This window comes from Trinickia acidisoli, from assembly GCF_017315725.1.
GTDB classification, from domain to species: domain Bacteria; phylum Pseudomonadota; class Gammaproteobacteria; order Burkholderiales; family Burkholderiaceae; genus Trinickia; species Trinickia acidisoli.
The window spans coordinates 2,883,217-2,898,136 of the sequence record NZ_JAFLRG010000001.1; the positions used below are offsets into that span (position 1 = coordinate 2,883,217).

13 protein-coding genes are annotated in these 14,920 nt (G+C 66.0%); 11 read left to right on the plus strand and 2 right to left on the minus strand.

Going from position 1 to position 14,920, the window contains the following annotated elements; all coding sequences use genetic code 11:
- Positions 1 to 158 precede the first annotated feature (158 nt).
- Both J3485_RS13085 and J3485_RS13090 read left to right on the plus strand, forming a co-directional pair.
- On the plus strand, positions 159 to 881 hold the full coding sequence (locus J3485_RS13085; RefSeq protein ID WP_206952968.1) for an ArsR/SmtB family transcription factor: 723 nt from the start codon (positions 159 to 161) through the stop codon (positions 879 to 881).
- Positions 882 to 1,015: 134 nt separating this feature from the next.
- Positions 1,016 to 3,322, plus strand: a complete 2,307-nt coding sequence (locus tag J3485_RS13090) for a DUF6600 domain-containing protein (protein ID WP_206952969.1) — start codon at positions 1,016 to 1,018, stop codon at positions 3,320 to 3,322.
- Positions 3,323 to 3,465: 143 nt separating this feature from the next.
- Here J3485_RS13090 and J3485_RS13095 read toward each other — a convergent pair whose 3' ends face one another.
- Both J3485_RS13095 and J3485_RS13100 read right to left on the minus strand, forming a co-directional pair.
- Complete coding sequence (locus tag J3485_RS13095) at positions 3,466 to 4,437, minus strand: thymidylate synthase (protein ID WP_206952970.1); 972 nt, start codon at positions 4,435 to 4,437, stop codon at positions 3,466 to 3,468.
- A 122-nt stretch (positions 4,438 to 4,559) separates the two neighbouring features.
- Entirely contained in the window at positions 4,560 to 5,930 is a 1,371-nt protein-coding gene (locus J3485_RS13100; protein ID WP_206952971.1) for a sigma-54 dependent transcriptional regulator, read from the minus strand.
- A 522-nt stretch (positions 5,931 to 6,452) separates the two neighbouring features.
- Between J3485_RS13100 and J3485_RS13105 the strand changes: the two genes are divergently transcribed.
- The 9 genes from J3485_RS13105 to J3485_RS13145 all read left to right on the plus strand — a co-directional run bounded on the left by J3485_RS13105 (position 6,453) and on the right by J3485_RS13145 (position 14,858).
- Positions 6,453 to 6,818: a hypothetical protein gene (locus tag J3485_RS13105; RefSeq protein ID WP_206952973.1), complete on the plus strand. Its 366-nt coding sequence runs from the start codon at positions 6,453 to 6,455 to the stop codon at positions 6,816 to 6,818.
- A 40-nt stretch (positions 6,819 to 6,858) separates the two neighbouring features.
- The gene (locus tag J3485_RS13110; protein WP_206952975.1) at positions 6,859 to 7,365 is read left to right on the plus strand and encodes a FapA family amyloid fibril periplasmic chaperone; all 507 of its coding nucleotides are present in this window, start codon (positions 6,859 to 6,861) and stop codon (positions 7,363 to 7,365) included.
- Positions 7,362 to 7,991, plus strand: a complete 630-nt coding sequence (locus J3485_RS13115) for a FapB/FapC family functional amyloid domain-containing protein (RefSeq protein ID WP_206952978.1) — start codon at positions 7,362 to 7,364, stop codon at positions 7,989 to 7,991. The genes J3485_RS13110 and J3485_RS13115 overlap by 4 nt, the downstream gene beginning before the upstream one ends.
- Before the next feature lie 30 nt (positions 7,992 to 8,021).
- The gene (locus J3485_RS13120; RefSeq protein WP_206952980.1) at positions 8,022 to 9,434 is read left to right on the plus strand and encodes a FapB/FapC family functional amyloid domain-containing protein; all 1,413 of its coding nucleotides are present in this window, start codon (positions 8,022 to 8,024) and stop codon (positions 9,432 to 9,434) included.
- 173 nt (positions 9,435 to 9,607) lie between these two features.
- The gene (locus tag J3485_RS13125) at positions 9,608 to 10,258 is read left to right on the plus strand and encodes a C39 family peptidase (RefSeq protein WP_242538768.1); all 651 of its coding nucleotides are present in this window, start codon (positions 9,608 to 9,610) and stop codon (positions 10,256 to 10,258) included.
- Between the two features lie 6 nt (positions 10,259 to 10,264).
- Positions 10,265 to 11,125, plus strand: coding sequence for a peptidase C39 (locus tag J3485_RS13130; protein ID WP_206952984.1), 861 nt, complete (start codon positions 10,265 to 10,267; stop codon positions 11,123 to 11,125).
- Between the two features lie 132 nt (positions 11,126 to 11,257).
- Positions 11,258 to 12,718, plus strand: coding sequence for a hypothetical protein (locus J3485_RS13135; protein WP_206952986.1), 1,461 nt, complete (start codon positions 11,258 to 11,260; stop codon positions 12,716 to 12,718).
- A 22-nt stretch (positions 12,719 to 12,740) separates the two neighbouring features.
- A complete protein-coding gene (locus J3485_RS13140) occupies positions 12,741 to 14,231 on the plus strand; it encodes a sigma-54 dependent transcriptional regulator (RefSeq protein WP_309477014.1) in 1,491 nt (496 codons plus the stop codon).
- A gap of 138 nt (positions 14,232 to 14,369) precedes the next feature.
- A complete protein-coding gene (locus tag J3485_RS13145; protein WP_206952988.1) occupies positions 14,370 to 14,858 on the plus strand; it encodes a dihydrofolate reductase in 489 nt (162 codons plus the stop codon).
- Positions 14,859 to 14,920: the final 62 nt, after the last annotated feature.

Consider the following 14,920-nt stretch of genomic DNA (forward strand, 5'->3'; position numbering starts at 1 on the left):
CTCGCCGCGAAACAGCTTAAGTTGCCATTCTAGCTCGGCCTTGCGCGGGCCCGCGACGCTCGTGCATTCGACATTTCACGTAACGCGGAAGCATCGAATGCATCGACCGGTTACAGTGGAACCATGCTTTCGACATCGACACGACACGAGCCACCGCCATGACGATCCTACCCTCCGATTCCGAGCGCGACGCGGCCCATTTCCCCGGTCTTTCGCGCATCGGCGCGCTGCTCGCCGATCCGGGGCGCGCCGCCATGCTGTGGTCGCTGATGGACGGCAGCGCGAGGCCTGCCGGCGAATTGACGATGATCGCGGGGCTATCGCCTTCGGCAGCGAGCGGCCATCTCGCCAAACTCGCCGAAGGCGGCATGTTGGCGCTCGAAGTGCGCGGGCGGCACCGCTACTACCGAATCGCCACGCCTGAGATTGCTGCCGCAATCGAAGCGCTCGCCCATCTCGCACAGGCGAGCGCACCCGCGCGGCCGGTGCCCGTTCCCGCGCGGACGGTCCCGATCGACATGCGCTACGCCCGCACCTGCTACGACCACATGGCTGGAGAGCTGGCCGTGCGCGTATTCGATCATCTGCTCGTACGCGGCTGGCTCGTCGACGACAGCGGTAGCGTCGAGGCGACGGACGAAGGTGCCATCGTGCTCGCGCGCTGGGGCATCGACGTGAGCGCGCAGCGCGCCCGCAAGCGCCGGTTCGCCTGCACCTGCCTCGATTGGAGCGAGCGTCGCGCCCATCTGGGCGGCGCACTCGGCGCGGCGCTGCTCGATCATTGGACACAGCACCGCTGGGTCGAACACGCCGACAAGCCACGCGTCCTGCGCATCACGCCTGCCGGGCGGCAGCAGTTCGACGCGCTCCTTTGCGCATAAGCGGGAATGACGCTCGATATTTTTCGTTACAGGCCGGTACGGACGGCTACAAAAGAGAGCGCATTGATACACGCGGTGGGGCTACAGTGCTGTCACGGACCGTAGTACGATCTGTCACCAAATCGAGATCCTCCATGACCATCGCCACTACCTCTTCGCCTATGACCTTCCGTCGCTTGGCCGGTTACACCCTCCTCGCCCTCGCGCCGCTCACGCTCGCCGCGCGCACCGCTTTCGCGCAAACGCCGCCCAGCCCGAATGCCGCGCCTGCCGCGCAATCGGCCGATCCGCCCGACCGCGTCGCGCGCTTGGACTACATGGCCGGCACGGTAACGACGGAACCGGCTGGCGCGACGGACTGGTCGTACGCGGCGGTCAACCGGCCGCTGACGACGGGCGATCAGCTTTGGGACGACGCGAACGCGCGCTCGGAGTTGCATATCGGCTCGACGGCCGTACGGCTCAGTTCTTCGACGAGCCTCGACGTCATGAATCTCGACGACTCCACCGCGCAGCTCAAGGTCGCGCAAGGTACGCTCTCGACGCGCGTCCGGGAGGTGCCGAACGGGACGTCCTATGAAATCGATACGCCCAACGTGGCGCTGGGCGTGACCCGCCCCGGCGATTACCGCGTCGACGTCGCGCCCGACGGCAGCACGACCACGGTGACCGTGCGCAGCGGCGCGCTCACGGCATACGGCGACAACGGGCAAGTGCCCGTCCAAGCCGGCCAGCAGGTGACGTTCACGGGGACGAACCTGCAGGAGGCATCGGTCACCCAGGCACCGGAGCTCGACGCATTCGATCAATGGGCGGCGACTCGCGATGCCGCCGAAGACCGTTCGACTTCGGCCCGCTACGTGTCGCGCGACGTCCCGGGCTACGAAGATCTCGATGCGAACGGCACCTGGAGCAACGATCCGCAGTACGGCGCGATTTGGATCCCGAATCAGGAGCCCGCGGGCTGGGCGCCCTACCACGATGGCCACTGGGCGTGGATCGCGCCGTGGGGCTGGACCTGGATCGACGATGCTCCGTGGGGCTTCGCGCCCTACCACTACGGGCGTTGGGCCTACGTGCACTCGTCGTGGTGCTGGGTACCGGGGCCGCTCGTCGCCAGCGCACCGCCCGTCTATGCGCCCGCGCTCGTCGCGTTCGTCGGCGGCGGCGGCGGTGGGGTGAACTGGGGCGTGAGCCTCGCGATCGGCGGCGCGGCGGCGGCCGGCCTTGCCTGGTTTCCGCTCGGCCCCGGCGAAGTGTGGCACCCGGGATGGGGCGGCTGGAGCCCGCGCTATTACCAGCGCGTGAATGAAACGGTGATCGTCAACCGCAACGTCAACATCAACAACATCCACAACACGTATATCAATTACCGCGCGCCGGGCGCCATCACGGCCGTGCCGGCGACGGCGTTCGTGCACGGCCAGCCCGTCGCGCATTTCGCGCAGCACGTTGATCCGCAGCAGTGGCACAACGTCAAGTTCAACCCGGGCGCGGCAGGCGTTGCACCGGTCAGCCAAAGCTATGCGTCGGGCCTGCGGACGGCGAACCACCGCCCGCCGCAGGCGCTTGCCACGCGCTCCGTCGTCGCCACGCGCGCGGCGGGGACGCCGGCGGTTTATCACGACCCATTGGCTCAGCATCTCGCGCAAGCGGGCGGTCGAGTGCCGGGTGCGGGAGAGCCCGTCGTTCGGCCCGCGACGCCAGGTCCGATCGCCGGCCGCGCACCGCAGATGGCCGCGCGCGACGTGCGCGTGGTCGGCACGCACTCGCCCGTCATCACCCCGACGCACGGCCCCGCGAACGCCGTGCCGCACGCTGCGCAACCCGGTGCGCAGCCGCGGCCCGAAGCGGTGCCGCATGCGCCGACGGCAATGGAACACGGGCAGCCGAACAACGGCGTGCCCCATCCCCCGGAGGCGGCCCAGCCGGCACAGCGCGGCGTCGAACCCAGGGCACCGCAACCGCATGCACCGAACACGGAGCAACACGGGCCGATGAACGAGCAGCACGCGCAACCGCAGCCGCATGTCGAACAGCCCCGGCCGCAACCGCAACCTCGCGTCGAAGAGCCGCGTCCGCAACCGCAGCCCCACGTCGAGCAGCCGCGCCCGCAACCGCAGCCCCATGTCGAGCAGCCGCGTCCGCAACCGCAGCCCCACGTCGAGCAGCCGCGCCCGCAACCGCAGCCCCATGTCGAGCAGCCGCGCCCGCAGCCGCAGCCCCATGTCGAGCAGCCGCGCCCGCAACCGCAGCCCCACGTCGAGCAGCCGCGCCCGCAGCCGCAGCCTCACGTCGAACAGCCGCGCCCGCAGCCGCAAGCCCACCCACAGCCCGCACCGCATCCGCAGCCCGCACCGCACCCGGAGCACGAGCAGCCGCATGAGCAACAACATGCCGCCGCGCCCTCGCACACCGACCGCGAACACCACCAAGGCTGACGGGACGAGCCGGTAAACGACGAAGCCCGCGGGCCGCGACACGCGGCGCACCGTGATCGAACAACGATTCGACTCGGTGCGCCGCGTACGCGGTACCACGGGCTTTTTGTCGGTTTTTTTGAGGCGCTTTGTTCGATGCGCGCCTAAACGGCCATCGGTGCCGTCAACGGCTCGTGATGTCGGTAGCCGACGAGCGAGAAATCGCTCGGCTCGACTTGCTCGAGCCACTCGGGCGCGTACATGCCCGTCTCGGCATAAGCCGGCACGCGATCGGCGATGACGAGCCGCGGGCTCTCGTACGGCTCGCGCTCGACCTGGCGCTCGAGCATGTCGAGCTGGTTTTCGTAGATGTGAGCGTCGCCGATGAAGTAACTGAACCAGCGCGGCGTATAGCCCGTCAGCCGGCCGACGAGCGACAGCAGCGCCGCGCCCTCGGCTAGATTGAACGGCGTGCCGAGCCCCACGTCGTTGCTGCGGATGTAGAGGCACAGCGAGATTTCACGGCGCGCGACGTTCGGCAGGAATTGATAGAGCAAGTGGCACGCGGGCAGCGCGATCTGGTCGAGCAGCGCGGGATTCCAGCCGTGAAAGAGAATGCGGCGGTCGCCCGGGTTGCTCATGATCGTATCGAGACATTGCCGCAACTGGTCGATGGCCTTGTAGAGCAGCACCTTGCGCACGCCATTCTCTTCGAACTGCGTGACGATCCGGTAGCCGCGCGCCGTCGCGTCGGCCACGCGTGCGCTCGCGGACGCGTCGACCACCTTGTAGCCGGGCCACTGGCGCCATTGCACCCCGTAGACGTCGCCTAGATCGTCCGTGCCCTCGCGATAGGGATTGGCGAGCCACTGCGCGTTTTCGTTCGCGTTCGCGTCCCACACCTTGCATCCGAGCGCACGGAAATCGGCCGCGCTGCGCGAGGCGCGCAGAAATCCGATCATCTCGCCGATCGCCGACTTGAACGCGAGCTTCTTCGTGGTGACGGCCGGAAAGCCTTCTTGCAGATCGAAACGCAGCATCGCGCCCGGCATCGTGATCGTGCGGATGCCGGTGCGGTTTTCCTGCCAACTGCCCGTCTCGAGAATGGTGCGGACAAGGTCGAGGTACTGTTTCATGCGCGAGATCCTTCGGCTGGTAGCGCGTGGCGCGCGGCCGCTTCTCGCCGCGCAAATCGCGATTTTACCAAGCGGCAGGATTTCCGCCCGACGCGCGGCCGGCGCAGCGCGCGCTAGCCGCGTCAGTTCGTCATTGAGTGACCGCCCGGCTCGACGTGGATGTGGCGCATGCCATGCGAGCTCAACAGCCGGTAGAGCGTTACGCGCGAAACACCGAGCTCCTGCGCGGCGTCGCCGAGCCGCCCGCGATGGCGCAGCAGCGCCAGTTCGATCACCTGCCGTTCGGCCACTTCCCGCGCGTGCGCGAGCGAGACGGGCGCGATCTCGACGTAATCGGCCAATTCGAGATCGTGCGCCGTGATGAGCCGCCCCTCCGACATCACGATCGCACGCCGCACGCGATTGATCAGCTCGCGCACGTTGCCGGGCCAGGCGTAGTTGTGGAGCGCGGCGATCGCGTCGGCCGAAAAGCCGCGCAACCGGCGTGCGCCATCCTTGCGAAAGCGCTCGAGCATATGGCGAGCGAGCAGCTCGATGTCCTTGCCGCGTGCGCGCAGCGGCGGCTCCTCGATTTGCAGCACGCACAGCCGGTGATAGAGATCGGCGCGAAAGCGTCCCTCGTCCATTGCGCGATGCATGTCGACGTGCGTCGCCGAAATCACACGCACGTCGACCTCGATCGATTCCTGACCGCCGAGTCGCTCGATACGGCCCTCTTGCAGGAAACGCAGCAGGCTCGCTTGGCTTTCGAGCGGCAGATCGCCGATTTCGTCGAGAAAGAGCGTGCCGCCATGCGCGGCCTCGATACGGCCGATCTTGCGCTGGTTCGCGCCGGTGAACGCGCCGCGTTCGTAGCCGAACAACTCCGACTGCAGCAGGTGCGGCGGAATAGCGCCGCAGTTGATCGCGACGAAATGCGCGCCCCGGCGCAGCGAACGCTCGTGAATCGCGACGGCGGTGAGCTCTTTGCCCGTGCCCGATTCGCCCGATACGAACACCGGCGCATCGGTCATCGCCACCTTGCAGATCGCGCGAAACAGGGCGCGCATGGCGTCGCACGAGCCCACCATCTCCCCTTCCCCCGTGCGTGTGGGGGCCTCGTCGTCGCTCGCACCGAGCACGACCATGCCGTACGCGTGCCCAACGGAATCGACGATGCGCGGCACTTCGTAAGGCATCGTGACGTAGTCGTAGCAGTAGTCGCGCACGAGCCGGCGCAACATACGCTCCTGCATCTGCCCCGGTGCCGTCGCGGCAACCCAACCGACGTTCGGCCTCGTCAAACACGGCTCGAGCGCGACGATTTCCTGCGAATCGAATCGACTGGAGAGATCGAGCAGGCCACCGGCCGCCGCATCGCTACGCAATGCCTTGCACGCATCGCGCGCGCTCGCCGCCACTTCGACATGCCAGCCGCGTGCATCGAATTGCGCGCTCAATTGCGCATTGACGTCGCGAGTGACGTAAATCAGGTGCCGATTTGCGGGTTCCATTGTTCAGACCTCTTATCAACGAACGTGAAGCAAGGCGACGCACCCGACGATGCACCAGTGCACGCTTACCGTGGCTTCCTCGACAACGTGAAAGCCCCCGCTCACAGTCCTTTGCCTAAACCACTGCGCCCCGCAAACAAATTATTAATAGCAATTACTGTCTGATCGGCTTTTTTTTGCGACGTGAAACTGTTCTCACAGCTTACTATACGACCCGTCTTTGGGGCAGCCGCGCTTGCCGTAAGAATTGAAACAAGGCGCCCGCAGCAAGACCCCATACCGCTTCGCGCCGATGCTGCATCGCAATCTTAAATGCGTATGCGTGGCGGTTTTGCGACATTGATTTTTCTGACGACGAATCGTCTCCCGATTCGCTTTCCTACGCGCCGTTTCAGTGCTGAAACGGTTTTTTGCGTTTACGCCCGATTCGGCATTGCCAATTAAGCGAAAAGCCAATTGCGGCAACGGTTTCGCGCCGATGGCACAGCTTTCGCGTATTGAAGCGCACCACGGAGAGACGCCATGCAATTCGTTCACCCCATTTCGTTTCGCTCGCGCGCAGTCGTCGCTGCGCTCGGCATCGTGCTCGCGGCACTCGCGGCGCCCTGCCAAGCCCAAGCCGGCTCGTTCGGCGACGCGCGTGCGATCGGCGAAACCAACGCGTCCGACGAAGCGCTCGTCGCCAACGCCACGGTGCTCGACGATCGCGCGCTCTCGCGCGCACGCGGCACGGGCCCCGGCCTTATGACCGTGGCGGCGTCGACGCAAGTGTTGGGGGCGCAGTCGGTCACCCTCTGGGACGAAATCGCGCCGCCGGCGCCGGTACCCGTACCGGCCGACTCGGCTCACGTGGCCCAGAGCAACACCGTCAGTTATTTCCGCAAGTAACGCAACGACCTACTGCTCGTCTCCGCCGGAGCCCTCAAACATGACCTTCGCTCTTCCCGTCTCGACGCGGCGCCTCGCACAAGCGGCACTGCTACCGAGCGTCGTCGCCGCCGCCCTCGCGGCCGCCGCACCAGGCGCATTCGCTCAGTCGAGCGGCGATCCCGGCGACATCATCGTCGAACGTGAAGTCATGCCGCGCGATGCGTTCCAAGCGCTTCCGCGAGACGAAAACCCGGTTGCAGTGCGCGCGACGACGTTCCCCGCCCCCGCGTTCGATTCGGCGCTCGGCACCCTCGTATCCGACGCGGACCTGACGCAGGCCCACGGCTCGCAAGGCGTATCGAACGCGGGCACGAGCGGCAGCACGGCCAGCCTGCAAGCACTGACGAAGATCTTGGGCGGCTCGAGCACCGGCAGCAACGTGGCGATGGGCCCGGGCGGACTCGCCCCGACGACGACCGGTGTCGGCGGCACGATCTCGATGTCGGTCACGGGCGCCCTCGCGCCGCTGAGCTCGGCGCTGGCCGGCCTTGGGGGGCTCAAATGAACGCGCGTCTCGCTCCTCGCCGCGCCTGCGCGGCCACGGCCCTCGCCGCCTGCTTCGCGGCGCTCGCCGCACCGGCATCCGCTTGGGCGCAAACGACACCCGTTGTCACCGGCGACGCGACGATATCGAGCGGCGCACTCGCGGGCTCGAAAGGCGTCCTGAGCGTGAACGAAGCCGCGGGCCTCGACAACGCCCAAAGCAATCAAGCGGCGATCGTCGCGGCGCCCAGCGGCGGCGTCGATACGAACGTCGCCCAAAGCGCCCAGGCCCATGCGCGCGTACCGAGCGCGCAAACGAGCATCGAGGACGGTGCCTTATCGAACGTGTCCGGCGTGGCGATGGTGAACCAAGCGGCGGGCGCGGCCAATCTCCAACGCAACAGCGTCGTGCTAGGCGCTGCCGCGATAGGAGTGGAGAGCGTTTCGGACAGCGAACTGTCCGCGGCCTCTCCCAAGCAAGGACGGGTGGATGTATCGGCGATGGGTCAAGGCGAGCGCGCGGTGCGCATCGGCAACGATGTGCTCAAAAACGCGAGCGGCATCGCGCAAATCAACCAAACGGCCGGCGCCGGTAATACCACGGCGAACAGTTTTGTGCTCCGTCCCCCGGCGGGCACTTTTTTCTAACGCAGCACCTCTTCGTATCGGAGCGACATCATGAAGCGCACACTCATCGCAGCGGCCGTGCTTGCAGCAACGTCGGGCACCGTCTTCGCACACGACGTCAAAGACCCCTACATCTTCAATGCCACGGCCGTCGAAGAAAACGTCGGCATCGAAGGCTTCGTGCGCCTGTTCGGCTGCGTCTCGGTGTCGAGCACGGTCGGCGCCGTCGTCAACAACAGCCAGGCCGTCTGGTCGAACGCGACGCTCGATCCGACCGCCCAAAGCTACTCGTCGGGCGCGATCACGACGACGCTCGACAACAACTACAGCTCGGTGAAGGGCAGCGGCTCCTCGATGGGATCAAGCACGAGCAGCGCATCGGGCTCGGCAGCGTTCGCGCAAGCCTTCGAAGAATCGTCGGGCTATGCCTACAAGAACCAAAGCAGCGCGATCGCAGGCGGCGGCTATGAGTACAGCAACCAAAAATCGAGCAGCTCGAGCAGCGATTCGCACGACTCGCAAAACGCCAGCGGCACGCTGACCGTCAGCGGCTCGCTCACGGCCGGCTATACCGCCAGCTCGGATCACTCTCATCACCACGGCGCTCAGTTCAGCTCCGGTCAGCTCAACGCGGGCGCCACCCTCGGCCTGAACGGCTATGAAGCGACCTCCTCGAACTCGTCCATGTCGGCGGACAGCATGAGCGCCAACAGCGGCTCCGGCCAAGGCGCAGCATGGGGATTCAAAGCCGATCAAGGCTCGGGCGGGCAGGCGTTCGCAGAACAATCGGCGGGTGCCGTCGCGTGGAGCGCGTCGAGCTCCAAGAGCCATTCGGCCTCGTGGTCTTACTCCAACTCGAAAGACTCGACCGACGTAACGGTCACGGGTTCGGTGACGAACTACATCGACACGCAAAAGCCGGGTAACTTGACGGCCACCACGGGCACCGGCGCCGGCAGCGGCTCCTCGGGCAACATCGGCATCAACATCGCCGAAGGCGTCGACAACGCGCAAAGCAACGACGCGTCGCTCGCTTCCGTCGATCAGGGCAATGTGTTCGGCAACGCACAGATCTTCAGCGCGCAATCGTCCGGCGGCCAAGCCACGATCAACAACTTCATGCTCAACGCGTCGCTCGGCGACGGCTCGCTCAGCGGCGTGTCCGGCAACGTGGGGGTGAACATCGCCGCGGGCGTGGCCAACGTGCAGAACAACAGCCTGGCCGCGTCGACGACGAATCTGTCGAACGGCGCAATCCCGCTCGCCGTCGCGATGGCCGCCACCGACGACAACAGCCAACAAGCGAACCTGCAGTTCCAAGGCTCGATCAGCGGCACGGCCATGGTCGGCAGCAACGCGTTGCAAAACTCCACGGGCAACATCGGCGTGAACATCGCGGGCGGCGCCGGCAACCTGCAACACAACGGCCTCGCCATCGCGGCGACGAACATCACGGGCCATTGAGCGTCGCCATCGACGGCTAGCAGTACGCGCACGGCTAGCCCGTCGTCGGTAGCAGCGCTCACGCATACCGGCCGCCTACAAGCGGTCGGTATGCGCCTTTCAAGGGGGAGAGCAGCATGTCAAGACATGCTCTGTACGCGATCCGCTATTTCGCTGCGCTCGTTTGCACCGCGATGTGTGCGCCAAGCAACGCGCAGTCGACCATCGATACGTCTAACCTTGCTGGCGTGCCACTCATCAAGACGGTGCACTCCATGCGGGACATCCGGTACAGCCATATCGTCGGCCAGCGCTACGACTACAGTTGCGGCTCGGCCGCGCTCGCGACGCTGCTCAAGTACGGCTACGGCATCGATATTCCCGAGCCCGAACTGATTCGCCGCATGATGGCCTTCTCGACCCCGCAAATCGTCGTCAAGAACGGCTTTTCGATGCTCGACATGAAGCATTTCGTCGAAACGATCGGACTGCGCGGGCGGGGCTTTCGCGTCAATCTCGACGCGCTCTATCACTTGCGCATCCCCGTGCTCGTGCTGATGAACATCGGCGGCTACGAGCACTTCGTCATCGTCAAGCATGCCGAGAACGGACGCGTGTTCATCGCGGACCCGGCGCTCGGCAATCGCATCGTGCTCGACAAGGATTTCGTCGCGAGCTGGAACGGGCTCGTGTTCGCAGTCCTCGGCAAGCCATTCAGGGAGGACTCCCCGCTGTTGCAGGACAACGTGTCGCTGGCTTTGAAGCTGCGCGAGCGAGCGCTCGACACCAGCTCCGCCGCGACGCCCTTCGTGGATTACGGATTGTCTAAGGCAGATTGGTTCTGAAACCCCATGAAGCACTTTATCGCTGCACCGCTCAAAATCGCGCTCGCGCTCGCCGCGTGCGGGATCGCGGGCGGCACGCACGCCACCGAGCGGCTCGCCGCCGCACCCGAGTTTCTTTCGCTTCAAGCAGGCGGCGCGACCGGAGGCGCGCAATGGCAAGCCGTCGACGACGACGTGCTGTCGCATCAGACCGGCAAGGCGCCGGGCGCAACGATCGTCTCGGGCCTCGTGCTCGAGCTCATGTCGCAATGGCAGATGCCGAACGGCGGCTCGGCTGCCGCGCGGGGCACGCTGACGGTCACCACCAACGCGAACGACTCGCTTTCCGCCCAGGTATCGACGTCCGCGCAAGCGAGCGACGGCACCGTGCACGGCAAGCACTCCGACAACGGCGCAAACCCACAGGCGAGCGCCACGGGCGGCCAAAACATATCGATCAACGGCGTCTCGCAAGTCACGCAAGTGGCGGGTGATGGTAATGCCAGCACGAACTCGGCCGTCATCGACTTCAACGGATCGGGCTCGACGACGTTGGCCGCGCTCGGCGCGGCCAACACGAACAGCACGAACAGTGCGAGCGCATCGGCGACGAGCGCGTCGGGCAACGTCAAGGCTGCCGTGACGTTCGGCAACGGCGGCGTGGCGCTCACGTTGCAAACGCCGGCCGGCGTCGCGACGCAGACGATCTCGCCCACGCTCGCGCAAGGCAGCGGCTCCATCGCGCAATTGGTGCAGGTAGCGGGCAATGCGCAAGCCGTCGTCAATCAACTGCAGTTGAGCATCCAGACGCAAGCGATGTCGAGCACGTTGTTGCGGCAGCTCGGCGTGTTGCAGGCCATGCAGAACTCGGCACTGCTCAGACACTGACGCGGCAGGCGAACGGCCGCGCAATAACTCAAGGGATCGGGGAGTAAACAAGAGGCAAGCGATATAAACCGGCGAGGGATGCAACGGGGAGTACGTCGACTCTCGCGCCGATGCAAGACCGGGGGAACAACAATGTCCAAGATGTCATCGAGGGGCGCACCGCGTGCGCAGAAGGCCGGCCGCGCGAGGCTCGCGGCCATTCCGGCGGCGATCCTCGTGATCGGCCTGCCGCACGCCGCATCGGCCCAGGCGCTGCAGGGGCAATCGGTCGACGAACGACTCACGACGCTCATGCGCGTCGTCGACGAACAGCAACGGCAGATCCAATCGCTCGAAGCGCAAGTCACGCAGCTCGAAATGGCCGAGCGCGGCCGGGGCCTTTCCGGCAATCCCGGCAGCACCGATGGGGATGCCTCGACGGTACCGCCGCCGGGTGCCGACGGCCTGCCCGTCACGCTGCCGCCGCTCGCGCAAATAGCGCCCGGCTCCTCGGGCCCGACGAGCGGCGCCTCGACGGCAACGGGCGTGCCGACCACACCGGCCATCCCCGGATCGGCGAGCGGCGCGGCGGCGACCGGGACGCAAGGTGCGGACGGCAGCGCGATCGGCACGACGCAAAAGGCCGCGCAACCCACGCGCACCGAAGCGGAAAACGCCGTGGTGGAGCGCGAGCACGCGCCGCTGTTCGATCGCAAGCTCACGCTCGACTGGGGTATCAGCGACACCTATTACGACCGGCGGCAACTGCAGCTCTCGGGCTTCCTCGCGCTCGATGCGATTTTCCTCGGCAACATCAATCTCGGCGAGACGAAGTCGCATCAAGTGATGGCCGATCTCGACGCGCGCTACGGCCTCACCGATCGCATCAGCTTCGACGTCGACGTGCCTTACGTCTATCGTCACAGCGACTTCATCGTCGGCGGCGCGGGCGGCGCGGCGAGCACGCTCTCCGATGCATCGGGCAATTCGACGGGCATCGGCGACGTCAACTTCGGCATCTACTACCAGTTCCTCAAAGAAAGCGGGGAATTGCCCGACGTGGTCGGCAGCTTGCGCGTGAAGGCACCCACGGGCTCCTCGCCGTTCGGCATCAAGCTCGTGCAAGTCGATCCGAACAACACGAGCCTCGTCGCCCCCACGACGCTGCCGACCGGCACGGGCTTCTGGAACTTCACGGCCGGCGTATCCGTGCTGAAGACGTACGACCCGGTCGTGCTATTCGGCAGCTTGTCCTATACCTACAACCTCGCCCGCTCGTTCTCGGACATCTCGTCCGTGGAAGGCCAAACGGAGCCTGCCAAGGTCAAGCTCGGCGACATTATTCAGTGGGGTGCGGGCGTCGCCCTCGCCTTCTCCGAGAAAGATTCGGCGAGCGTCTCCTACACGATGGCGATCGAGCCCGAGAGCGAGACGCAGGCGCCCGGGCAAGGTTGGCAAAAGGTGCCGGGCAGCGAGACGGTCGCCGCCGCGGTGAATTTCGGGTTGAACCACGTGGTGAACAAGCACTTGACGATCAACGGATCGGTATCGATCGGGCTCACGCCCGACGCGCCGAACTTCGTCGTCGGCGTGCGGTTTCCGTACACCTTCTGATGCGTGACCATACGAGGGCATCGTGCGCGATACATCTCACTTGACATCGGTCGGCCCGGTCGGCGCAAGCAGGCCGGCCTTATCGCTCACGCCGGACAAACGCAGCGGCGAGCACGAAGGCGACGCCGCCGAGCGCATGCTCGTCTATCTGTCGCGCTCGCCCGAGGAAGCACTCGTCGATCACCTGAAAAGCCGCGGCTGGAGCGTAGCCATCGCACGCACGCCGAGCGATTGCGCGCGCGCGATCCGCCCCGACGTACCGTACGCGGGCATCGTCGACCTATCGCGCTTCACGGCACGCGAGCTCGGTGTGCTCGAGACGAGCTTGCGCCAGCCGCTCGTCGGCTGGGTCGCGCTCGCGAGTCCCGACCGGTTCGATGAGCCCGACGTGCGCCACTTGATTCGCAGCTATTGCTTCGACTACCTGAAGCTGCCCGTCGCCGCACCGACCGTCGATTATCTGCTCGGCCACGCGTTCGGCATGGTGACGTTGACCGATCTCGATCTCGTCGCGGGCGTAGCGAGCGTCGGCGACGACGACGAGATGGTCGGCACCTGCGACGCAATGCAACAACTATTTCGCACGATCCGCAAGGTCGCGAACACCGACGCGGCCGTGTTCATCGCCGGCGAATCGGGCACAGGCAAAGAGCTGACCGCCGTCGCGATCCACGAACGCTCGCCGCGCCGCAAAGAGCCGTTCGTCGCGATCAACTGCGGCGCGATCCCGCATCACTTGTTGCAATCGGAGTTGTTCGGCTACGAGCGCGGTGCGTTCACGGGCGCCAATCAACGCAAGATCGGACGTGTCGAAGCGGCGAGCGGCGGCACCTTGTTCCTCGACGAGATCGGCGATCTGCCGCTCGAGAGTCAAGCGAGCCTGCTGCGCTTCCTGCAAGAAGGCAAGATCGAGCGGCTCGGCGGGCGCGAATCGATACCCGTCGACGTGCGCGTGATCTCGGCGACGCACGTCGATCTCGAAGGCGCGATGCGCGATGGCCGGTTTCGGGCCGACCTGTTTCATCGCCTCTGCGTACTACGCATCGACGAGCCGCCGCTGCGCGCGCGCGGCAAGGACATTGAAATCTTGGCGCATCACATCTTGCACAAGTTCAAGACCGACAGCGCGCGCAAGATTCGCGGCTTCGCGCCGTCGGCGATCGAAGCGATGCACAAATACACCTGGCCCGGCAACGTGCGCGAACTGATCAACCGCGTGCGGCGCGCGATCGTGATGGCCGAGGGCCGGTTGATCGACGCCGACGATCTCGATCTCGGGCAGTTCACGGAACAAGAGACGACGACGCTCGCCCAAGCGCGCGAAGCAGCGGAAAAGCGGGCGATCGAAGCGGCGCTGCTGCGCCATCGGCACCGGCTCAACGAAGCCGCGATCGATCTCGGCATCTCGCGCGTGACGCTTTATCGACTGATGGGTGCGCACGGGCTCAGAGACCCGGCCGTATCCGACGAAAAGGCGGGCGAGCGCGATGACGGGCACACGGCAACGGAGTGACGCGAACAACGAGGCGCACGTAAGCTAGCTCGGCAGTCGTTCGGCGCGCCGGCATGTGAAGCGCATGGCAAACGCGCGCCGTCGCGTAAAATCGGCGCTTCGACTTCCGTGCTTGTTTGCGCTTTTCCTTTTTTTCGAATGACGACACTGACCATCATCGTCGCTCGCGCCCGCAACGGCGTGATCGGCCGCGACAATCAACTGCCTTGGCATCTGCCCGAGGATCTCGCCTTCTTCAAGCGCACGACGATGGGCGCGCCCATCATCATGGGCCGCAAGACGCACGAATCGATCGGCCGTCCGCTGCCGGGCCGCCGCAACATCGTCGTGACGCGCGACGCCGCGCGCCGCTTCGAAGGCTGCGAGACGGCCGCGAGCATGGCCGAGGCACTCGCGCTGGCGGCCAAAGACGGTGCGATCGAAGCGTTCCTGATCGGCGGCACGCAGCTTTACGAAGAAGGCATCGGCTTCGCGGACAAGCTCGTCATCACGGAGATCGATGCCGACGTGGAAGGCGATGCGACGTTTCCCGCGCCCGATCCGACGCATTGGGAAGCCGTTTCGCGCGAGCAGCATCGAGCGGAAGCGTTCGCGTATGCGCGCGTCGTGTATCGGCGCATCGGCTAGGCGGATCGCTGCCGCCGCGCATGCGAGGCGCCCTTTAGGTGCGGCAAGCTGGCCGGCCGGCA

Coding starts and splice junctions, on each gene's coding strand:
- J3485_RS13085 (WP_206952968.1), top strand. CDS start 159: ATGACGATCCTACCCTCCGATTCCGAGCGCGACGCGGCCCATTTCCCC.
- J3485_RS13090 (WP_206952969.1), top strand. CDS start 1,016: ATGACCATCGCCACTACCTCTTCGCCTATGACCTTCCGTCGCTTGGCC.
- J3485_RS13095 (WP_206952970.1), bottom strand. CDS start 4,437: ATGAAACAGTACCTCGACCTTGTCCGCACCATTCTCGAGACGGGCAGT.
- J3485_RS13100 (WP_206952971.1), bottom strand. CDS start 5,930: ATGGAACCCGCAAATCGGCACCTGATTTACGTCACTCGCGACGTCAAT.
- J3485_RS13105 (WP_206952973.1), top strand. CDS start 6,453: ATGCAATTCGTTCACCCCATTTCGTTTCGCTCGCGCGCAGTCGTCGCT.
- J3485_RS13110 (WP_206952975.1), top strand. CDS start 6,859: ATGACCTTCGCTCTTCCCGTCTCGACGCGGCGCCTCGCACAAGCGGCA.
- J3485_RS13115 (WP_206952978.1), top strand. CDS start 7,362: ATGAACGCGCGTCTCGCTCCTCGCCGCGCCTGCGCGGCCACGGCCCTC.
- J3485_RS13120 (WP_206952980.1), top strand. CDS start 8,022: ATGAAGCGCACACTCATCGCAGCGGCCGTGCTTGCAGCAACGTCGGGC.
- J3485_RS13125 (WP_242538768.1), top strand. CDS start 9,608: ATGTGTGCGCCAAGCAACGCGCAGTCGACCATCGATACGTCTAACCTT.
- J3485_RS13130 (WP_206952984.1), top strand. CDS start 10,265: ATGAAGCACTTTATCGCTGCACCGCTCAAAATCGCGCTCGCGCTCGCC.
- J3485_RS13135 (WP_206952986.1), top strand. CDS start 11,258: ATGTCCAAGATGTCATCGAGGGGCGCACCGCGTGCGCAGAAGGCCGGC.
- J3485_RS13145 (WP_206952988.1), top strand. CDS start 14,370: ATGACGACACTGACCATCATCGTCGCTCGCGCCCGCAACGGCGTGATC.